Source organism: Chitinivorax tropicus, assembly GCF_014202905.1.
GTDB classification, from domain to species: Bacteria; Pseudomonadota; Gammaproteobacteria; order Burkholderiales; family SCOH01; genus Chitinivorax; species Chitinivorax tropicus.
Genome location: NZ_JACHHY010000013.1, coordinates 119,187 through 141,000, shown reverse-complemented (window position 1 = coordinate 141,000; position 21,814 = coordinate 119,187). Strand labels below are relative to the sequence as shown.

13 protein-coding genes are annotated in these 21,814 nt (G+C 57.1%); 3 read left to right on the top strand and 10 right to left on the bottom strand.

Annotated features, from left to right (window positions below):
• Positions 1-268 precede the first annotated feature (268 nt).
• The 4 genes from HNQ59_RS11680 to HNQ59_RS11665 all read right to left on the bottom strand — a co-directional run bounded on the left by HNQ59_RS11680 (position 269) and on the right by HNQ59_RS11665 (position 6,749).
• Positions 269-2,026, bottom strand: coding sequence for a hypothetical protein (locus HNQ59_RS11680; RefSeq protein WP_184039351.1), 1,758 nt, complete (start codon positions 2,024-2,026; stop codon positions 269-271).
• 42 nt (positions 2,027-2,068) lie between these two features.
• A complete protein-coding gene (gene uvrB / locus HNQ59_RS11675) occupies positions 2,069-4,090 on the bottom strand; it encodes an excinuclease ABC subunit UvrB (RefSeq protein WP_184039348.1) in 2,022 nt (673 codons plus the stop codon).
• Between the two features lie 134 nt (positions 4,091-4,224).
• On the bottom strand, positions 4,225-4,686 hold the full coding sequence (locus tag HNQ59_RS11670; protein WP_184039345.1) for a GNAT family N-acetyltransferase: 462 nt from the start codon (positions 4,684-4,686) through the stop codon (positions 4,225-4,227).
• The gene (locus HNQ59_RS11665; protein ID WP_184039342.1) at positions 4,683-6,749 is read right to left on the bottom strand and encodes an ATP-binding response regulator; all 2,067 of its coding nucleotides are present in this window, start codon (positions 6,747-6,749) and stop codon (positions 4,683-4,685) included. Before HNQ59_RS11665 ends, HNQ59_RS11670 begins: the two co-directional genes overlap by 4 nt.
• 613 nt (positions 6,750-7,362) lie before the next feature.
• Between HNQ59_RS11665 and HNQ59_RS11660 the strand changes: the two genes are divergently transcribed.
• The 3 genes from HNQ59_RS11660 to HNQ59_RS11650 are packed head-to-tail and all read left to right on the top strand — an operon-like array spanning position 7,363 to position 15,903.
• Positions 7,363-11,463, top strand: coding sequence for a prealbumin-like fold domain-containing protein (locus tag HNQ59_RS11660; protein WP_184039339.1), 4,101 nt, complete (start codon positions 7,363-7,365; stop codon positions 11,461-11,463).
• Positions 11,453-14,827 carry a transporter gene (locus HNQ59_RS11655; RefSeq protein WP_184039336.1) on the top strand — a complete coding sequence of 1,125 codons (3,375 nt, stop codon included), beginning with the start codon at positions 11,453-11,455 and terminating at the stop codon, positions 14,825-14,827. Before HNQ59_RS11660 ends, HNQ59_RS11655 begins: the two co-directional genes overlap by 11 nt.
• 17 nt (positions 14,828-14,844) lie before the next feature.
• Complete coding sequence (locus tag HNQ59_RS11650) at positions 14,845-15,903, top strand: OmpA family protein (RefSeq protein ID WP_184039335.1); 1,059 nt, start codon at positions 14,845-14,847, stop codon at positions 15,901-15,903.
• Positions 15,904-16,030: 127 nt separating this feature from the next.
• Here HNQ59_RS11650 and clsB read toward each other — a convergent pair whose 3' ends face one another.
• From clsB to HNQ59_RS11620, 6 genes are all read right to left on the bottom strand, one after another.
• Positions 16,031-17,206 (bottom strand): cardiolipin synthase ClsB, encoded by a 1,176-nt coding sequence (gene clsB, locus HNQ59_RS11645; RefSeq protein WP_184039334.1) that lies wholly within the window; start codon positions 17,204-17,206, stop codon positions 16,031-16,033.
• Between the two features lie 9 nt (positions 17,207-17,215).
• Entirely contained in the window at positions 17,216-17,965 is a 750-nt protein-coding gene (locus HNQ59_RS11640; protein WP_184039333.1) for an endonuclease/exonuclease/phosphatase family protein, read from the bottom strand.
• Positions 17,966-17,975: 10 nt separating this feature from the next.
• Positions 17,976-18,425 carry a dihydroneopterin triphosphate diphosphatase gene (gene nudB / locus HNQ59_RS11635; protein WP_184039332.1) on the bottom strand — a complete coding sequence of 150 codons (450 nt, stop codon included), beginning with the start codon at positions 18,423-18,425 and terminating at the stop codon, positions 17,976-17,978.
• Positions 18,426-18,519: 94 nt separating this feature from the next.
• On the bottom strand, positions 18,520-19,032 hold the full coding sequence (locus HNQ59_RS11630) for a chromate transporter (protein ID WP_246490966.1): 513 nt from the start codon (positions 19,030-19,032) through the stop codon (positions 18,520-18,522).
• A 15-nt stretch (positions 19,033-19,047) separates the two neighbouring features.
• Positions 19,048-19,608: a chromate transporter gene (locus HNQ59_RS11625; RefSeq protein WP_184039329.1), complete on the bottom strand. Its 561-nt coding sequence runs from the start codon at positions 19,606-19,608 to the stop codon at positions 19,048-19,050.
• A 334-nt stretch (positions 19,609-19,942) separates the two neighbouring features.
• A complete protein-coding gene (locus HNQ59_RS11620; RefSeq protein ID WP_281397211.1) occupies positions 19,943-21,454 on the bottom strand; it encodes a serine/threonine-protein kinase in 1,512 nt (503 codons plus the stop codon).
• Positions 21,455-21,814: the final 360 nt, after the last annotated feature.

Below are 21,814 nucleotides of genomic sequence, written 5' to 3'. Positions count from 1 at the left end.
TGATCTGGACTTCGTTGAATCTCGCCTTGCGCATGTGAGCTCCTATCGCCCTCCATGCTAACTAATTCTTGGTATACCGTGGTGGGGAAAGGTCAGGGAAAGGTCATCGTTCGACGACGACCCGACAAACCCTTCTCACACCGCAAGGCAGAATGCAAAAAGGCGCGCCACTACAGGGCCTATAAGTGATCCGTCAATTCATGCCGAATGCATACCTTGCGAGAGTGGGTAGCAGGGGGGATATTGCCGCAAGACTTTACAATTAGCTTTAATGGATGTTATTACCGCTACCAGCTTTTTCAATAACTACGTTCCGTATATTGCCTTGGAATATATTCCCAGGATAAGCCCACTGATTTGACCCTTCCAGCGGCGGCTTAATTCCTATGCCATTATAAGAGGAACCCCACTTACTTACCTGATAAGGCATGCCAGTTACATACACACCAACCGGCCACCAATTTATCCTATTATCATACGCAAATGAGTTAACAGCAGAATCAAACAGTATTCCAAACTTACTTTTAGATGTGGAGTTGATAACATTATTAGAAATTTTAGCACCATCCACTTTAAATAAAGAAACGCCAACAGTAGAGTTCGTAATTCTATTTCCCTGGATTACAGGATAGATAACAAATCCCACCCTATCATCCACCTGCGCAGCTCTTTTGGATGCAACATCCATTAAAACTTGATTTGCCAATATATCATCCATCGGCTTAAGGTAAGCCTTACCGCTTGAATCAACAGGTCCATTCGGATATTTAATAGAAAATTCCGGATGCACCTCTGTAATAGCACTCCAATATTTTTTATAATACTCAGGCATTATGAAAACAGGGAAAGAACCATCCGAGCCAACGCCATAGTCCCCACCTTCAATCACATTATTGATCACGTAATTGCTGGAGGAACCGACGAAGCCTATAGATATTCCCATCGTAGAGCCAACAGATTTATTTTCACCATCCCACGTTTTAGCAACATGCAATATAGAATTTCCTTCCACCTTAACATTTTTCCCAATAATGGTAATTCCACCATAGCCGACACCGCATATATTATTGTACGCCACGTAAGCGGGATCACTGCCCCCCTTACCGCTGACATCTAATATCAGACCTTGCTTACACAGCATATCATTTGTGCAACTTGCCTTACCAGAATCAACAAATGGACTATAAAAGCCAAGTTCGATAGCATTACCCTTCAACTGCTGTAAAATTAAATTTGTAACATTAAGGCTTAACCCAAACTGATCAGCCTCTGCATTAAAAACAAACACCCCATTTTTTACGTGGGAGTGCCTATCATCAAATACCTTGCAACCTGGAATGGCATCCTCCAGAGATCCAGATATTGCAATACTATCAATCACAACAGAATTAATTTTTCTCCCAGGATTGAGAACATCACCAACCCTGGAAGCACTGGAAACTATCATGTGATTCAACAGATCATTTCTATTCCAACTTTTATCAAGCTTGACTAATGTGGTTCCAAATTGTGCAGGCACCCCTATAAGCTGAACTCCCCCCTGCAAATGAATACCAATTTTCCCCAGAGGCCAATCTGCCTCGATAGGATATTTGACATTCACCACGCCTCTTGTCAAAGCAACCACAGGATATTGCCTTCTACCAGGCTCGACCAAAGCCCCACTTCCATTTTTATTTGCGGCATAGTCAATCGCAGCCTGATACCAAGGCACACCACCTTCATCAGACTTTGTACAATTTATATTCTGACTAACATGAATATCACAAATCTTACCGATATCTTCTACCGCACAATAAGCTCTAACTGGATTTGTTAACCAATGGGTCGTAGTATTATCCCAACCGTAGTCATAAACAACAGCACAAGTTGCCGTCCCACCAGCAAATGCACCTCCAGATACGCCAAGCACAAAAAATATAAACAATGTATATATACGAAATTTCATTAAAAAATCCACAGCATTCAAATTATTCATATTGACAAAAAATACACTACAAACAAACCTGGTAACGATCAAGAGCATACACACCCTACACCATCTGAGGTATTACATCAAAAACTTCAATCATCCCTCCGGCCCAAACAACATCTCCTTCAACGCCTTCAATTGATCCCGCAATTCCGCTGCTTTTTCGAATTCCAGATTTTTCGCGGCATCCAGCATCTCTTTCTCCACCCGCTTGATTTCCTTCGATAGTTCCTTCTCGCTGAGGTGGTGATAGCCAGCCTGTTTCTGGGCAGCTTTGAGCTTGGCGGTGGCTTCTTCGGGGTTGTAGACGCCATCGATGATGTCTTTGATACGCTTGTGCACGCTTCTCGGGACGATGCCGTTGGCCTCGTTGAAGGCCACCTGCTTGGCGCGGCGGCGCTCGGTTTCGTCGATGGCGCGACGCATGGATTTGGTGATCACGTCGGCATACAGGATGGCCGTGCCATTCAGGTGGCGGGCGGCGCGGCCTATGGTCTGGATCAGGCTGCGCTCACTGCGCAGGAAGCCTTCTTTGTCTGCATCCAGAATGGCGACCAAGGACACTTCGGGGATATCCAGCCCCTCGCGAAGCAGGTTGATGCCGATCAGTACGTCGAATTCGCCCAGGCGCAGGTCACGGATGATCTCGACCCGCTCGACCGTGTCGATATCGGAGTGCAGATAGCGCACTTTGACGCCGTGCTCGTTGAAGTAATCAGTCAGGTCTTCCGCCATGCGCTTGGTCAGGGTGGTCACCAGCACCCGCTCACCCACTTTGACACGCTCGTTGATCTCGGACAGCAGGTCGTCCACCTGGGTTGTCACGGGCCGGATATGGATGACCGGGTCAACCAGGCCGGTGGGGCGCACCACTTGCTCGGCCACATGTCCTTGGTGGGTGGCCTCGTATTCTGCCGGGGTGGCCGACACGAATACGGTTTGCGGCATCAGGGTTTCGAATTCCTCGAATTTCAAGGGACGGTTGTCCATGGCAGAGGGTAGGCGAAAGCCGTAATCGACCAGATTCTGCTTTCTGGCGCGGTCGCCACGATACATACCACCAACCTGGGGAATGGTGACATGCGATTCATCGATGATCATCAGGCTGTTGCCGGGCAGGTAGTCGATCAAGGTGGGGGGCGGCTCCCCGATGCCGCGACCGGAAAAGTGTCGGGAGTAGTTTTCGATGCCTTTGCAGAAGCCCATTTCGTTGAGCATTTCCAGATCGAAGCGGGTACGTTGCTCCAGTCGTTGCGCTTCGACCAGTTTGTCTTCACGTCGATAGTAGTCCAGCCGTTGGGACAGCTCTTCCTTGATGGTTTCAATCGCCCGCAGCACGGTGGCGCGGGGCGTGACATAGTGGCTGGAGGGGAATACGGTGAAGCGTCCTACCCGTTGCTTGATATGGCCTGTCAGCGGGTCGAACAGCGCCAAGGATTCGATTTCGTCATCAAACAGAGAGATCCGCAACGCCAGCTCGGCGTTTTCCGCAGGGAAGATATCGATGACATCTCCACGCACCCGAAACACGCCACGCTTGAATTCGAGCTCATTGCGCTCGTATTGCATGGTGATCAGCCGGGTGATGATGTCTCGCTGAGGGCGTTTCTCGCCTTCGCACAGATGCAGGATCATCGCGTGGTAATCGACCGGGTCACCGATACCATAGATGGCGGACACGGTGGCGACGATGATGCAGTCAGGCCGCTCCAGCAGCGCTTTGGTGGCGGACAGCCGCATCTGCTCGATGTGTTCGTTGATCTGTGAATCTTTTTCGATGAAGAGATCACGGCTCGGCACATAGGCTTCTGGCTGGTAGTAGTCGTAATACGACACGAAATACTCGACCGCATTCTCTGGGAAGAATTCGCGGAATTCCGCGTACAGCTGTGCGGCAAGGGTCTTGTTGGGGGCCATGACAATGGCGGGGCGGCCTGTCCGCGCAATCACATTGGCCATGGTATAGGTCTTGCCTGAGCCGGTCACCCCCAGCAGCGTCTGATACATCAAGCCATCATTGATGCCCTCGACCAGCTCATTGATGGCGGTGGGTTGATCACCCGCAGGGGGAAAGGGTTGATGCAGTCGGTAAGGGCTGTCTGGAAAAGTCACCACCACGATTTGAGTCCTCTGCGAAATGATGTGCCAACCCACACGAGCTGATCAACCAGCCGTGACGCCATACATAGGGTTGTAAATAATGACAGTCTACCATGCATCGTCATACCGATGCGGTGTACCATGATCAGGTATCAAGCCAGGGCTGGCGAGGGTGGACGGGCGACGAATGCGGCTTCCTGGCCGCCGGTGAAGCCAACCGATTCGTACAACGCGTGCGCATCGGCGCGCTGGGTGCCGGACAGCAGCATGACTTTATAGCAGCCTGCTGCCCAGGCCTGGGCCAGCGCATATTGCAAGACTTGCCGTGCGTGGCCTTGCCGCCGGCAGGCTGGCAGGGTGATGACATGCTCGATCAGACCGTAGCTACGCCCCTGGCGGGTGATGTTGGGAACCATGGTCAGCGTGCAGGTGGCGGCCAGACAATGGTCAGTTTCAGCCTCGGCCACCACCACCCGCACCATCGGGCAGGCCAGAACCCGCGCCCAATCATCGGCACGGGCCTCGGTGGCGTTCAATGATGTATCGGTAGGGTGCAAGGCGCGATAGAGCGCGAGGATGCCGGCCAGATCGTCTTGACGTGCGAGGCGGATCATATGTGCTCCGCCACTGGCAGTTTGACCACGAAGCACGCACCATGCCCCAGCTTGCTCTCGCAGTAGACTTCACCGCGCATCATTTCGGTCAGCCGCTTCACGATACTCAGTCCGAGACCGATGGATTGCTCATCACCGGTAGGCTTGGCCGATAGTCGGGCGAATTTCTGGAACAGCCGTGGCATCTCGTGTGCGGCAATGCCTGGCCCCTGGTCATGCACCTCCAGCCGCACCCATTGCACGTCCCGACGCGCACGGATCTGCACCGTGGTTTGCGCTGGGGAGTATTTGACCGCGTTGGACAGCAGGTTATCGACGATCTGGGTGAAGGCCAGCTGGTCAACATGCACATACAGGCCGTCCTCTACCTGCAGCTGCACGGTGATGCCTTTTTCTTCCGCCTCGGCGGCGTACAGCTCGACAACGTGCTCCACCATCGGGCGTACAGTCAGGTTTTCCAACAACAGATGATAGGTGTCGGACTCCAGCGAGTTGATGTCCAGCAGATTGGTGATCAGATGGGACATCTTGCCAGCGATATTCTGGATACCGCTCAGCTTTTCCAGTACCTTTTCCTTCGGATAACGATCCAGGTTCTCGATGGTATGGTTGGCCAGCCCTTTGATGCCATTGATCGGGCTCTGTAGGTCATGTGCGGCAATGCCCATGAACTCGTTCTTCTCGCGATTCAGGTATTCCAGCTGATAGTTTTGATCAGACAAGGATTGATTGGCTTGCTCCAGCGCGGCTGTACGCTCCTGCACCAATTCTTCCAGCCGGGTACGATGCTTGGCGACCGCATCGGCCATTTCGTCGAACTCGCGGGCGAGTTGGCCAATTTCATCGTTGCGATCGGAATGGGTCTTGACCTCGGCATCCCCTCTCGCCAAGGCGCGGATCGCAATCAACAAGCCTTGCAACGGATTGGTCACCTGCTCGCGCAGCACCCAGCCAATCAAGATCACTTCAATCAACAAGGCCATCAATCCGAATACGATGACAATGCTGGCAGACTCCATCGCCTTGCGCTGGATCAGCGCTTTGGGGAACACCGTGACAAACAACCAGTCTGCACCTTTGATAGACGAGACAGAGAGCCAGTATCGGCCATCGGTGCTCTCGACAAACGGGTTACGCACCGTGGCCTGCAATGCTGCCCGGTAGAAATCCACCAGCTGGTTGTCCTTGCTGGCACCGATATTGTATTTGCCGTTGACCTTCTCGATCTCCCGCATCTTGTCCGGGTGAGCGATCAGCATGCCGTTGCGACTGACGATCATATTGTAGGTGCCCGGCACACTGATCCGGTTGGCCCGTTCGATCAGCTGATCGATCAACACATCCTGCCCCGCCCCACCCACGTATCGCCCCTGCACGTCGATGGGCGTGACCACCGACACCATCCACTGTTTGGCTGGCGCATCGAAATACACACCCGTCCAGAAGGTCTTCCGCTCCGGGTTGGCCTTGGGCGTGGCGCCCACCTCGGTTTCCAGATCTTCTTCAAACACCTCGACCGAGCCGCCACGTGCATAGTTGGTGTCAGGCAGGAACATCACCGTGGCGTCCGACACATTGATGTCCACGAATGCATCATAGAACTGGTTCCGGAACGCTGGCCCCAGCTCACTGGCCACATCATAAGCCACCAACACCTTGCGCTTGAATTCCGTACTCAGCGACACACGCGGCAGAATCGCCACCGTGGCTTTGTGTTCAAAATCATCCTTCTCGACCCGGACACGCCATAGCCCGTCGGCATCCTGCTTCATCAGCTCGCCAAAGCGCTTGTCAGCATCGAAGTCCGTCGGTGATTGAAAACGCCGGACGAATTCATCGCGCATCAGTCGCGTATTGGCCTCTGCATTGATGAAGGGCTGGCTTTCCAGCTCGCTACGCACAGTCACGTACTTTTCGAGATAGGTCAGTGCCTCGCGCTGATAGCTGAGATAGGTATAGGTGTAGCTGATGGCGGTGATGACGACCGTGACCAGGGCGATGCGGATCGCCATGTGTCGCATGGCCCGGACAGACAGCGACTGGCTTTTTTGGTTGCGAAGCATCATGAAATCCAGAGAGAGAATGTGACCAAAACGCGACGACAGCTGCTGTGGCTGATTCGGGATACGACAGGTTGGCCTGACCGATCAAGATGACTGCATGATCCTGATCTGGTCAACCATTTCGATTACCTCAGCCGGGCTGGATTGTACCGCCAATTGGTGGCATCACCATAACGACAAATTGCGGCAGAAGGCCCATGACCTTCATTTTTTTCAAACACCACCGATTTATCAACTCTCAAACCCCAGAGAACCAGTGAAAACAGATTCGATGACGCACATTCACAATGCAAATTGCATATTCATGCATTACATCAAATCAAGCGGATTACTTGATTGTGATCTGCCGCTCACCTTATCATGAAAAATGAATAATCAAGTGCTCAAAAACCGTTGGCAACGCGCCGCCAGCCAGCGCAAGAAGTGATTAAGACACACATCAAAGCATGCTATCAATATTCGATATTGATACCCGCTTTTTCGCAGTCGGTTTACAAGACATTACAAAAAAAGAATATAATTTTGATTCCATGTTGATGGAAGGTAGATTGTAAGCATGATGCCCTTCGCTACTGTTTCAGAGAAATGCTGCAACATTTTCAGTTACACTGACATGCAGTGGGCAGTACGCTTGCGCAAGCAGATCTCCAAGCCTCGCCATTGGATCAAAATCGGCGGCCCACTTGTCTGGCTGCTGGTGACCACATCAGCCTACGCAGCGCTCACCTGTGATGTCGGTGAAGCAGCCCAGACGTTTTCGTTTCCAAGCGGATCTTGGGCTGCCAACAGCTATGGGCCTGTGTCATACCCCGTCACCACCGGCGGCAACACCACCACCTTCACCGTCTCCATCGATAAGAAATGGCCATCCATTTTCGCCCCCTACCCCAGGCTGGAGCGCAATGGAAACCTACCGAACTCATTGGTGGTCATCGCTTACAATGCCCCGATCAACCAACCCATCGTTGACTTCAACCTGCTGTTCAACCGCCCGGTCAACAAGTTGTCTTTCACGGCGGTGGACATCGATTCCTTCCGAACAGTCAGCGCGGCCTATGTTGATTCGGTCATATTCAGGGCCAATAACGGCAATGTGATCCGTCCAACCGCCATCATACCGAATGACCCGACGCAGATATTGACCAACCTTGTCGATGGCAGTGTCCAAGCACTTGATCCAGGCCCATTTCCAGGGCCTGGTGGCAATGCACTGGTTTGCACACCCACCTCCTCGGCGTGCAACGTCCAGGTCGACTTCGCGCAATCCGGCATTACCAATGCAACAGTGCATTACCAGAACGGCCCGCTGTATGCAGCCATTGACAGCCAAGCCACGGGCATCAATCAGTTTTCATGGTGCTTACCGCCCACCACCCTCCGCACCTCGGCCATCAGCCAACATGGCACGGGGGCTTTTACTTATTCAGGCGACAACGGCTTTGGCGGGAACCAATTGACCACCGCCTCCCCAGGCACAGTCGTCACCGGCACACCCTTCACATTGACCAACTCCGGCACGGCCACCACATTGACTCACACCCCAGCCACACCAGGCTTTGCTGTGACTGATATCAACTGTACCGGCCTGGGTGCGGGCGGCACCGCCACCGCCAATCTGGCAGCGGGGTCCGTCACACTGGATGCGGCTGCAACCCAGGCTGGTTCCGCCATTGCCTGTACCTTCACCCATAGCAAGTTGCCAACAGTCGTGCTGCAGACCACCAGCATCGGCGGTGCGGGCACCTTCCCCTATACTGGCACAAATGGCATGGCGGCTGTCAGTAATACCACGACCCAATCGGGCACACCGGTCAACAGCGGCACATTGACACTCAACGCCATCGGCCAGGCGACCACCATCACCCAGGCAACACCATCAGGTTACAAAGTGACAGACATCGCCTGCACAGGGTTGGGCACAGGGGGCACTGCCACACCTGATCTCAATGGCGGCAAAGTGGTTCTGGATGCAACAGCCACCGTCAGCGGTGCCGCCATTGCCTGCACCTTCACCAATACCAAAGTGCCGACAGTCACCATCCAGACCATCAGCCTGGGAGGAACCAACCGCTTTGCCTACACCGGCACCAATGGCCTGGCCGATCTGACCAACGCCACTACCGCGTCGGCGGTACCTGTCAGCAGTAGTCCTCAAATGCTGAGCACCATCGGAGCCAGCACCACCATCAAGCAAACCGTGCCAACCGATTACCGCCTGACCGATATCAGCTGTACTGGCATGGGCACTGGCGGTAAGGCCACACCTGACCTCGCCAACGGCAGCGTCACGTTGGATGCGGCAGCCACCGCCGGTGGCGCAGCCATTGCCTGCACCTTTACCAATGCCCAGGCTGGCCCACCGACACTGCGCGTCACGAAGACCGGGCCCGTCACCATGACTGCCGGTGCCACCGCCAGTTATCAACTGACACTCACCAATGTCGGCGGCACCAGCACAAACGGCTTGGTGGCATTGACCGATACGCTGCCGACCGGTCTACGGTTTACGGGGCAGGAGACCGGCTCACCACTCAGCTGCACAGCCAACGGGCAGGTCGTGACCTGCACAGGTACCCCGCAACTGGCAGCAGGTGACACACTGAGCATCCGTTACACGGTGAAAGCCGACAGCACACTCAGTGGCAACATCACCAATACCGTGGTGGCCACCAGCACGGGGGGCGACCCGCGCACTGCGGACTGTGACAATCCAGCACCCAATGTCGGCAGTCACAATGTCTCGAAAGACAATCTGTGTGCCAAGACGACTGCCGCCGTGCCTGGCGGCAACCCCTCTGTCACCAAAGCGCTCGGTAGCGTGAATGGCAACCCGGTGCCTGCCAACTATCAGATCAAACCGGGCGATACACTGACCTATCAGATCAATGTGACGGAAACGACCGGGCAAGGCGCTGTCTCGACCGTGTTGACGGAAACCACCCCAGCGGGCAGCCGCTATATCGGCACGCAAGAAGGCTGGTCTGGCGGATGCGCTGCGAGCGGCGGCAGTTGCACCCAACAGGTGACGGCACCTGCGGGGCAGACACTGGTGAAAACATTCACCGTGCAAGTCCCCAACCCGCTGAATGCTGTGCAGACACAATTGACCAATGTGGTCACGACCAGCGCTGGCACTTGCGCCAGCTGCACTGTCACGACACCGGTTGCCAAACCCGAGTTGACCGTACTGAATCGCGCTGGCACACCCAGCCATGCAGGCGGCAAGGTGTTCGACATCCCTTATCGGCTGGTGATTGCCAATACCGGCAATGTGACTGCGGCCCGTGTACAGCTCAATGACAATTTCACCTCGACCTTTGCTGCAGCATTACCGGCGAATGGTGGCGGCGGCATCCAGCTCCGTCCTGGCAGTCTGGCCGTGACCAATGGCAGCCAGACTGATGCCTGCCAGGGCAACGCTGTATATGACGGCTTGGCTGACAGTGCGCTTCTGAGTGGCGCTTTCGACCTGCAACCAGGGCAGTCCTGCAATATCGGGCTGGTGATCCGGATCGACTTCGGCATGAATCCAGTCCCGACCGAGCCCTTATTGAGCAGCGCACAGGGCACGGCCATCGCAGCTGGCGGCGGCATCAACCGCCAGGGCTATCAGTTCACCACAGATGGCCGCCCGCAAACGCCACCGGCCACGCTGACAGCGGAAGCCTCATCGATTGACGTGGTGCCCGTACCCGGTTTCCCAGCAGGGCAGATTCCACCGGTTCCCTTGCTGGTGCCTGCCCACACCGACCCACCCAGCCCCACGCCAGTGACGCTGACCAGCACTACGCTCGGCTTGTCCATCATCAAACAAGCCTCCGTCAAGCAGGCCGAAGTCGGTGACACTGTCAGCTATACCGTGACCATCCGTAATCATGGCTTGTTCCCACTCCAGCGCGCCATCGTGGAGGATCGCCTGCCGGCTGGATTCAGTTATCTGGATGGCACCGCCAGGCTGCAACTGAAAGGTCGGGCAGGCAAGGCGCTCGCAGACCCATCCGGCAAACCCGGCACCCAGTTGGTCTTTTCCATCGGCACGCTACCGCAGCAGAGTGAAGTGACCCTCAGCTATCGGGTGCGCGTGGGCATTCTGGCGACGCGTGGTGACGGCATCAACCGTGCCATGGCCTGCACTGGCGACCGGCAGCGGTGTTCGGACGAAGCCCGGGCTCGCGTCACCGTCAACGCAGGCGTATTTGGTGATCAGGCTTGCTTGGCGGGCAAAGTGTTCGTCGATTGCAACCACAACCATATCCAGGACGAAGAGGAGCTTGGCATACCCGGTGTCAGGCTGTATCTGGAGAATGGCACCTATTTTGTCACCGACAGCGAAGGTAAATACAGCTTCTGCGGGCTGACCCCGCAATCGCATGTGATCAAAATAGATGGCAGCACCTTGCCGAAAAAGAGCTACCTCACCACCACCTCCAACCGCAATCTTGGCGACGCCAACAGCCTGTGGCTGGACGCCCGGTACGGTGAGCTGCTGCGGGCCGACTTTGCAGAAGGCTCCTGCTCAAACACAGTGCTGGAGCAGGTCAAGGCCCGGCGCAGCCAAGGCGAGATCAGCAGTACCGAAACCGAGGGAGCAGGCAGATTGTCGCTACGCCCCAAAGCGCCAACCTATCCGCAACAAGGCACTGAGCGAGCCGATCAACCATTGGTCGCACCCCGCAAACAGGTCGCTCCACAAGGAGACAATCATGCACGCTAAGCACGATCTGCCTCTGCTCGGCCAACCATCCGTCACGGCATCGGCGGGGCACATCCGCCCGGTCACCACCCTGTTGAGCCTGTCATATCTGATCAGCCAACTGTGGGGGCCTACCGTCCATGCCGAGCCAGTAGCGGGAAGTGTTCTGAACACACCGCTGCCCGCCCACCACCAAGGTCGTCCCATCAGCAAGATGCTGGGTGAGGAAAATGTCGGCTCCTTGCTCATCGAGCTGGATCGGGACCATGTCCCCGCAGACGGCCAGGCGCCGGTCAATATCACCATCAAGGTGATGGGTGACGACGGCCAGCTCCATACCGCCTCCCGACATCTGACCATTGAAATCGACGGCGGGCGGTTGCGGGTGCCCGGTGCACAAACCGACGAGAACGGCCCTGGCGGGCTGGATCGTGATCGGGCCACACCTGGCATCCAGATTGACACTGAACATGGGGTGGCTCATGTTCAACTGCTGGCGCCAGTGGCACCAAAAGATGTGAAGCTGCGTGTCTCCACCGACAAGTTGATCGCAGAGCGCTTCATCCATTTCGTCCCCGAGCTGCGCGACATGATTGCCAGCGGTCTGGTGGAGGGCATCATCAGCCGCCGAAGCATGTCCGCCAACGCGGTCCAGCCAGCTCGATTCAATGATTCATTCGAACGGGAAATCCGCCGCTGGAGCCGACAGGATAGCGAAGGCAAAACCCGCGTGGCCGCCCGGACTGCATTCTTCCTGAAAGGCGTCATCACCGGCAGCACATTGCTGACGGCAGCCTATGATTCTGACAAGGAAACGCGATCCCGTCTGCTGCGCGACGTTGAACCCGAGGCGTTCTATCCGGTGTATGGCGACAGCGCCACGCAAGGCTTCGACGCCCAGTCGTCGGAACGGCTCTATGTCCGTATCGATCAAGAGAAAAGCTATGCGCTGTATGGCGACTTCACCACTGCGGCAGATACCCCGCCACTCAGCCCCAGTGGTCTGCAACGCCAGCAGCTGGGCACCTACAACCGTGCGGCGACTGGGCTGAAAGCACGTTGGCATCAGCCTTGGGGCCAAATCGACCTGTTCGCCAGCCAAGACCGGCTGAAACAGGTGGTCGAAGAATACCCTGGCAATGGCACCTCCGGGCCTTTTGCCGTGCGCAACCAAGGCGCCATCGAAAACAGCGAGATCATCGAGCTGCTGGTCAGGGATAAAAACCAGACACCCATCATCAAGCAGACCACCCGGCTGATCCGCTTCATCGATTACGCATTCGAGCCCTTCAGTGGCCGCATCCTGCTCAAACAACCCATCGCCTCACTCACGCCGGATGGCGACCCACAGTCATTGCGCATCACTTATGAGGTGGATCAGGGTGGTGATGAATTCTGGATGGGCGGCGTCAACTGGGTTTTGAACCCGGATGGCCGCTTCTCGCCAGGCGGCTCGTATGTGGACGACAACAACCCGTTGTCGCCATACCGGCTGGGTAGCGCCAATCTGGCTGTCCGCCTTGGTGAGCATACCACCCTGGTGGCCGAGGCCGCCCGTACCGAATCCACCGACTATCAAGTCGGCCAGGATCGCTTCACCACGCCCAGCGGGCGATCCGGCGAAATCCGCCATGATCAGGCAGGCAATGCAGTACGGGTCGAGCTGACACATCATGCCGAGCAGGCAGATGCCAAGGTGTATTACCAGCGCAGCCAGACAGGCTTCAACAACGCCAGCTCTGGCTTGATGGGCGGTCAGGAGGAAGCAGGCGCCCGGACGACACTCAAGCTGGACAACGATCTGAAGCTATATGGTGCGGCCCTGCGTACCCGTCATGAGCAGCTGGACGCGGAACGCGATGGTATCCAGGCTGGAGCCGCCTGGCAGATCACCCCCAGACTCACCCTTGATCTGTCGCTCCAGCACATGCGCGAAACCGGCAACCTGCCGACCAGCGCCACCATCACGCCCAATACCGGGGCGCTGGGTGACAGCCCGCAGGCCCAGGGGGGCTTTTTTGGGCTGGGTACGCAAGCGAGCTATATCGACCCGCTCACCGGTGTAACACAGACGGCATTTGCCCCCAGCGGCAGCGTGGCCAATCGACGCCCCTCGCAACCACTGGACGCCACCACCGCTCGCCTGGGTCTAGGCTATCAAGCCACCCCCAAGCTGTGGCTGGGAGGCGATGTCGAGCATGGCATCAGCGGCGACAATCAACACCGTTATGGCGCTGGCGCCCGTTACCGGCTGAGCGATCAAAGCCGCCTGTACAGCCGCTACGAAACGCAAACCGGCCTGGCCTCTGCCTACTCGCTGAATGCCGCCGACAAAAGCACCAGCTGGATCAGTGGGGTGGAAAGCCATTACATGCCTGGCGGCACCTTGTTCAGTGAATATCGGCTGCGTGATGCGCAATCCACGCAGCTGGCCGATGTCCGCGATCAGCAACTTGCCTCTGGCGTGCGCCACACCTGGCAGCTCAGTCCGGGTATCCACACCCTGGCTGGGGCGGAATACCTGCGGATATTGAATGGCAGCCAACAGGAAGCAGCCGCCCTCTCGACCGGCCTGGATTACACCGCCTCACCGCTCTGGAAAGGCTCTATCAAGCTGGAATGGCGCCGGGTATTCGACGCGCACGACGTGCCGGGCGATCAAGGGCAGCAGCAATGGCTGAATACCGTGTCTGCCACCCGTAAGCTCAATCGCGATTGGACGCTGCTCGCTCGTAACTATGCCTTGTGGACACGCCACCAGGACAATGCCGACGGCTCGGCCAGGCTCGGCAACAGCATGCAGGATCGCGCACAGATCGGTTTTGCCTGGCGCCCGGTGGACAACAACCGTGTGAATGCGTTGGCCCGTTACGAATTCAAATTGGTGCGCGATGATTCACAACCCACGACCGATGGCACACCGGCGGGTCAACACTATCGTGCGCATATCATCTCGGCCCTGGCGGACTACCACCCCAGCCGTCCGTGGTGGCTGACCACCCGGCTGGCGGCCAAGCAGTCCACCGACTTTCGTCTGAACAATGACCAACGGCGTTATCGCGCCTGGCTCGCCAGCGCCAGGCTGGTCTATGACCTGACCGAGAACTGGGATATCGGCGTGATGGGCAGCATGTTGGGCAGCCCAGATGACCATAGCCGCGCCCGTGCCGTGGGCGTGGAGTTGGGTTACCTGCTCACCCAGAATCTATGGCTGTCGGCAGGCCACAACTGGGCAGGGTTCCATGAGCGGGACCTGAGCGGTGGTGATCAAACGGCCAAGGGGAGCTATATGCGGCTTCGCTTCAAATTCGACGAAACCCTGTTCAAAGGCAACGATCCGACAGTCAACGTCACCTTGGATCAATCACCCCCCCCAGCCAAATAGGTATGGAGATCGACACAATGAAAACAGGATTCCCTTTGGCGGCGCATGGCGTGGCACTCATTGCCGCCCTCCTCGCCACCACCTTGGCACAGGCCGAGACGCTCACCCTCCCTGTAGAACGGATCAGCGATCAACGCATCCAGGCCGACTACCAGGGGCTGACCGCTACCCAACAGCGCATCAAGGCTTTGAATGATGGTCAACAAACGGCCAGCATCCCGGTTGGTGACTATCGGCTTGCCAAAGCCCAGTGCTGGCTGGATGCCGCCGTGCATGAATATACCCGCAACGACCGCTCTGCCTTTGTGCAAGCAGCGTTGGATGAATCCGTGAAAATCATCGGTGCGCTGGAGCAACAGGCCACAGCCAGCCCCGCAGACCAGACTCCGTTGATCAATGGGGCCAGCAAGTTGCGTGAAGACCTGTGGCGCCGCGCCGACAGCCTCAGACACACCCCGGGCCACCGCTGCGCCGCAGCCAAAGTGGCATGTGCAGAAGTCGAGCTGGTCCACGCTGGTAATGAGATCAACCAACAAGGCTGGCGACATGCCAAGCCTTATATCCAGATCGCGGAAGACCTACTCAGCGAGGCAAGTGACGCCGCCAGCCATTGCCCTTCAGCAACCGTCCAGGCCCCCGCCCCGCAACCTGCAGCGCCACAGCCCAGCCCACAAGCGGCCATCCAGGTGGAGAACCACCGGCTCTCGGCCAGTACGCTGTTCCGCTTTGATGGCGGGCAACTTCAGCATCTGCTTCCACAGGGTAAAATCGAGCTGGATCGACTGGTGGACGAGTGGTCGAGGCTATATCAGACCATTGAGCATATCTCCGTGACCGGCTACACCGATCGTCTGGGTAGTGATCGGCGCAATGCGGCCTTGTCACAACAACGTGCAGACACCGTGGCCGCCTATCTGAAAAGCCGTGGCATCAACGCGCCATTCAGCACGCAGGGCAAAGGCAGCGTTGAGCAGCTGGCTCCCTGTGGCTCATCGACCAGACACACGACCAAATTGATCGACTGCTTGCAACCCAATCGGCGCGTGAATATCACCATCTCGGGGGTGAAACGATAAACCAGATACGCGGAAACACCACGAGCGTTGCCTCGCCGTACCAGTTGCATCGTGTGATGGCAGCACAGCCCTGCTGCGGGTCAGGCAGGTGGCGTTGAAGGTCGTGGTGCACCGCATTACCCTGCCCTCATTCATCCGATGCCGTGTATTCCTGACGGCCATAGCCCACGATGCCCATGGCGGAGCGCACCAATGCATAGGACAACCAAGGCAGGATGCGGCGCCACCAGGGCGCGCGACGGACTTCATCCAGCTCGACACGGGCAGAAGCATAGGCCAGTGAGTGGAACAGATCATGCCGCAGCTCGGCGGCAAACCGTGAATCACGCACCACCACATTGGCCTCTCGGGCCAACAACAAGCTGAATGGGTCGATATTGCTCGATCCGACGGTCGCCCACACCCCATCGATCACAGCCACCTTGGCGTGCATGAAACTTCGTCGATACTCCCAGATCTCGATGCCATTATCGAGAAAGCTGCGGTAAAGGGTGCGGGTTGCATAATGCAGCAGCAGATACTCCACCCGCCCCTGCAACAGTACAACCACCCTGACCCCTCGCTTGGCAGCCGCGAACAGGGCGCGCCGGAATGCGATCCCTGGCAGAAAATAGGCGTTGGCGATAAGGATTTCGTGATGTGCACGTTGAATGGCTGCCAGATAACACTGCTCGATCGCCCGACGATGCCGCAAATTGTCACGCACCACCAGTGCCGCCTCCATATCGCCCATCACCTGCGACTCGGCGGGGTAGCTCAACACAGTCAACCACGGCTGCTTGAACTGCGCCCAGCACACCTGCCACCACATATGGCGCACCGCATCTTGAATGGCCGGCAACAACGGCCCCTGCACCCGCACGGCATAGTCGTAGCGTGGCGGCACCTGGTGAGGGGTATTGCGATCATCGATGATATTGATCCCACCCACGAATGCCACTCGCGCATCAATCACCGCAATCTTGCGGTGCAAGCGGCGTAAACGTCGGCGCTGCAATGCCCAACGGGAAATCTCCGGTCGGAAGAACAACAGGCGGATGCCCGCCTTGAGCATGCGGGCTTGCCAACTGGTCGGAAAATCACGGGCGCCGAATCCATCCAGCAACAAATGCACCTGCACCCCGCGTGCCGCTGCGGCGATCAGGGCCTCCGCAACCGGCACCCCGCTGTCGTCCAGCTCGAAGATATAGGTTTCAATGTGGATGGAGTAGCGTGCAGTGGTGATCTCCCGTAACAGCGCCGGGAAATAGCCATCACCATTTTTCAGCAGCTCGATCTGGTTTCCGAAATAGAAGCGCTCCATCGCGCCAGTCTATACGCGGCGCATGGTGGCCGACAACGGGGCATGGTCGGAAATGCGCGACCATGGCCGCCCCGAATGCACCTGTGCATGCTCTATGGTAAAGCCACGGTAATAGATCCGATCCAATGTCAGCACCGGCAGTCGGCTGGGGAAGCTACGGGCGGGCGTTCCGTGCAAAGTCTCGAACGCCTCGCGCAGGTGCAACTCGTTGGTCAGCAATTCGGTGGCTTGCTGCCGCCAGTCATTGAAATCCCCAGCGATGATCAGCGGTGCATGAGAGGGCACCAAAGTGGCGATGCGCTCACGCAGCGCTCGGATCTGCTTCTTGCGATCATGCCCCAGCAGATTCAGATGCACACAGATGGCATGCACCGATTGCGGCCAGCAAGGCACCTCGATTTCGCAATGCAGCAACCCGCGTTTCTCAAACGGGTTGACCGACACGTCCTGATTTTCGGTGCTGATGATGGGAAACCGGCTGAGAATGGCATTGCCATGATGGCCATCGTCATAGATGGCATTGCGGCCATAGGCCACCCGGTGCGAGAGCGAATCGGCCAGAAACTCGTGCTGTGGCGAGCGGGGCCACGCAACGAAACGCCGGGCCTGCTGATCGTGCGCCCCCTGTACTTCCTGCAGAAAGATGATGTCAGAGTGCAGCTGTTTCAAATGCTGTGACAGATCATGCACGGTCAGCCGGCGGTTGAACTGCGACATGCCTTTGTGGATGTTGTAGGTGGCGATCCGTAATACGGCCACGACGATCCTTTCACACCGTCAAACCAAGCCGCTCGGGAAGCTGGCGGATGGCCGCGGCATTGCTCCATGAAAACACCTTGTCTGCAGCTTGCCCCCATGGCAACCAGACAAAACCGACATGCTCACGAGGCGCCAGACGCGGCGTCAGCATCGACGGCAACAACAGCCCGAACACATGCTCGGTATTGTGCGTAGTGCCCGGAGGATAACGATGCCGCCAACGCTCATAGATCTCGTATTGATGTTGACAATGCCAATCAGTCAATTCAAACCGGCTGGCATCAAACCCTGTTTCCTCGGCCACCTCACGGCGGGCGGTATCGATCAACAGCTCTTCCCCCTCCCGGCTGCCAGTCACGGACTGCCATGCACCAGCATAGTCGGCCCGTTCGATCAGCAACACCTGCGCATCTGCCGTGTGAATCACGACCAATGTGGAAACTGGTTGTTTATAAGGCATGTTTGTTACATTCCCAAGTCAGCTGCCTTCATTGTAGCAAATGCCACCCTGCCACCCGCATCTGTTCAGGCGGTATTGGGGTTTCTCCCTGCCATCATGCCCCCAGCCACAGATTCAGCGCCCCGGCACAAGCCAGCACCCATAACGGGTGCAGCCGCGTACACAGGAAAATGGCGGTGGACACCCCAGCCACCAGCCAGCACATTGAGTTGACACCGGTCATCTGCACCAATAATCCGGCGCTGCCCAGCACCATGCCAACCGCCACGGGTGCCAAGCCCCGCTGAATCCAACGCCGCCAGGGCGAATCGCGAAAACGGTCGGAAAGACGTGCCACGGCGAACGCCAGAACAGATGACGGCCCACACATGGCCAGGGTGGTTACCACACCCCCTGTCAAACCCGCCACTTTCCAGCCGATCAAGCTGACGATCAGCACATTGGGGCCAGGCGCTGCCTGGGTCAGCGCAAACAGCGTGGTGAATTCAGCGTCCGTCAGCCATTGATGCACAACGACGCTCTGGCGATGGATTTCGAGCATGGTCGAATTCGCCCCACCCACCGCCAACAGTGACAACATCGCAAATGTCATGATCAGTTGCAGCATACTGTTGTGCTCCATTCAATTCCGGGTTGTCAGATCGGTGCGACGATCCAGCCAGATGCCGACTGGCCCTAGGCACAGCACCAGCGCCCACAGCGGCCAATGCCACGCCACCAGCCCCAATAACGCCACACCACATACACCCCACCGCCAGCCCTGCCTCGGCAGCGCCAGCAACAGTTTGATACCCGCAGCCAGCATCATGCCCGCTGCGGCAGCAGCCACTCCATCCAGCGCACGACCGACAAGCACATGGTGGCCAAGGTGTTGATATGCCGTCGCCAACGACAATACAATCACCAAGGGTGCCGACAACAAGCCACCCGCCGCCAGCAGGGCCCCCACCGCGCCATGATGCTGCGCACCGAACCCCACCGCCAGATTGATGATATTGGGGCCTGGCAACACCTGGCTCAGCCCCAGCCGCTCCGCGAACTCCCGATCCGTCAGCCAGCGCTTTTCATCTACCAACACCAATCTGGCCCACGGCAGCACCCCGCCAAAGCCAGATACCCCCATTTTGAAAAATGCCTTGAACAGCGCCCACCGAGAGATATAGATCTGTGAAGAAAAGGACATGATGATCACCAATGCCTGAGTAAAAACAAGCCTACTCCTGGGCCACACCAGCCACAAGCGATATAAATGCATCTATCTTGTTACTTTTTCTCACCAAGCTGAATTGATATGAATTGACAGGCGACAGGTGTCGCTTGCTTTTGAAACCGGGCAGGGTTCCGTTGATCAGGCCCGCTGGTTGCGCCAGCCTGATCTTGGGTCTGAGCCGAGACTTGGGACAAGCCACATGCGGCGAAGGTGAATGATTTGCTGTGACAGGTGACGATGAGCCCCCGTCAATTGAACCGCCTATTTGCCGGGACTCAGCAGACAGGTACGGCAGAAGAGATGAGGCTCACCGATCGCGCTTGGTGCGCTGCTCGACAGGTGCTTCGCATTTGCCATCGCGAACACAATCCAGCTGCTTGCCCCAAAATGACTTGTTGTCATTGTTACGCGGCCTGTGCTGCTCGGCTGGCTTGGGCGCGGGCGGAGATGGCTCCGGTTCTCGCTCCCGCACGATCTGCGGTTGCCTGACCGGCTCGGGCGTCTCTGGTTTGTCGGGTTTGACATCCTTGGTCGGCTTACGCCCCCGGCTGTCCCCCCCTTTTTCGGTACGCAAGGGAACCACAGCGGCACCAGCCGGAACAGGCTGTGACGCCGTGGCCGAATTGGCCGCATTTGCATCGGGCTGCGTGACCACCTCATCCGACTCGGACAAAGAAACTGCCGCCGGGGGCTCGACTTTGGGCGGCGTCACCAGCGTGGCTGCACCGGCGTTTTTCCAATTGGCTTGGGGATCAAGTGTGGTCGGCTGTGTCGCCACGACAGGTGCCTGGCTGGGTGAAGTGACTGGCTGCAGCCGGGTGCTCAACCATACCCCCACGCCGACGGCCAGCAGCCCCACCGCCACCAACACCCCGCCCCAGATGGCCAACGGCTTGCCGACAGCGTGCTTCTTTTTGGTCCCTGCCGCCGCCGGGGCGGGGTGTTTGGCGGCCACCACCGCTTCTGGCTTGGGTATCAGGGTGCCATGGGCGACCAGCTCTTCATCCCGCTCGCGCAACCCACCTCGCACCGCATCCAACATGGCCTCGGCGGATTGAAAACGCTGCTCGGGCGCCTTGGCCAAGCAGATCATGGTCAAATCGCTCAGCCATTTTGGGACCGCCGGATTCAGCTCGATCGGCGCAGGTGGCATTTCGAACAAGATCTTGTAGACGACGCTGGCCACATTGTCGGCATCAAAGGGCGCCTTGCCAGTCAACATTTCGTAGAGCAGCACACCACACGAGAAAATATCGGAACGCCCATCCACCCGCTTGGCGGATACCTGCTCAGGGGACATATAGCGGGGAGACCCCAGCGGGGTGTCCGTCTGGGTCAGGTCGCTGGCTGGCATCTGCGCGATGCCGAAATCGGTGATCTTCAGCACACCGGTGCTGGTGAACATCAAATTACCAGGCTTGATATCACGATGCACGATGCTGTTCTGGTGGGCATACGACAACCCTTTCAGTAGCTGCCGCAGAATCTTCAATACCTTGTCGATGGGCAGTTGTTTGCCGGTCTCTTGCATATCGGCCAGCGACGGACCATCGACAAACTCCATCGCAATGTAAGGCAGGTCATTGACCCGTTCGCATTCATAGATGGTGATGATGTTCGGATGATTCAGCCGCCCAGCCGAACGCGCCTCCTGTTGCAGGCGGGCAGCAAACTGCTCGCGCAAGGTCGGCTCCAGGTTGATGCTCATGACCTTCAGGGCAACGGGTCGATCCAAGCGGGTATCGGTCGCCTTATAGACGACACCCATGGCCCCCTGGCCAAGCTTGCTGAGAATTTGGTAGTGATCGAACGAATGCATTATGTCATGCGCCCGACAAGCGCTACAGTGCTCATGCTTTAGAAAGTGCCCCTATACTTTATCTAGTGTATCCGATTTCCACTGAATGGCTATGTAACGGCTGGTGCGTTCCGGCACAGACGGCGTTTTTGCTCCGAACAACGTGTTGTAGTCTTGTGATTAGAGTAATTACACCGTATCGTGCCTGGTCGCATGCAATTGCCGCAATCAATCGTGCCAACAATGAAAACCACCCCTACAATTCGTTGAAGCAGCAAGGTGAATCGACATGGCACAGCAGGGAGAGGCATGGGCCGCTCCAGCCGGAAGCACTGGGCAGGTCGTCTGCTTGCTGGAATTCACCTTGACATCCGCTCACAT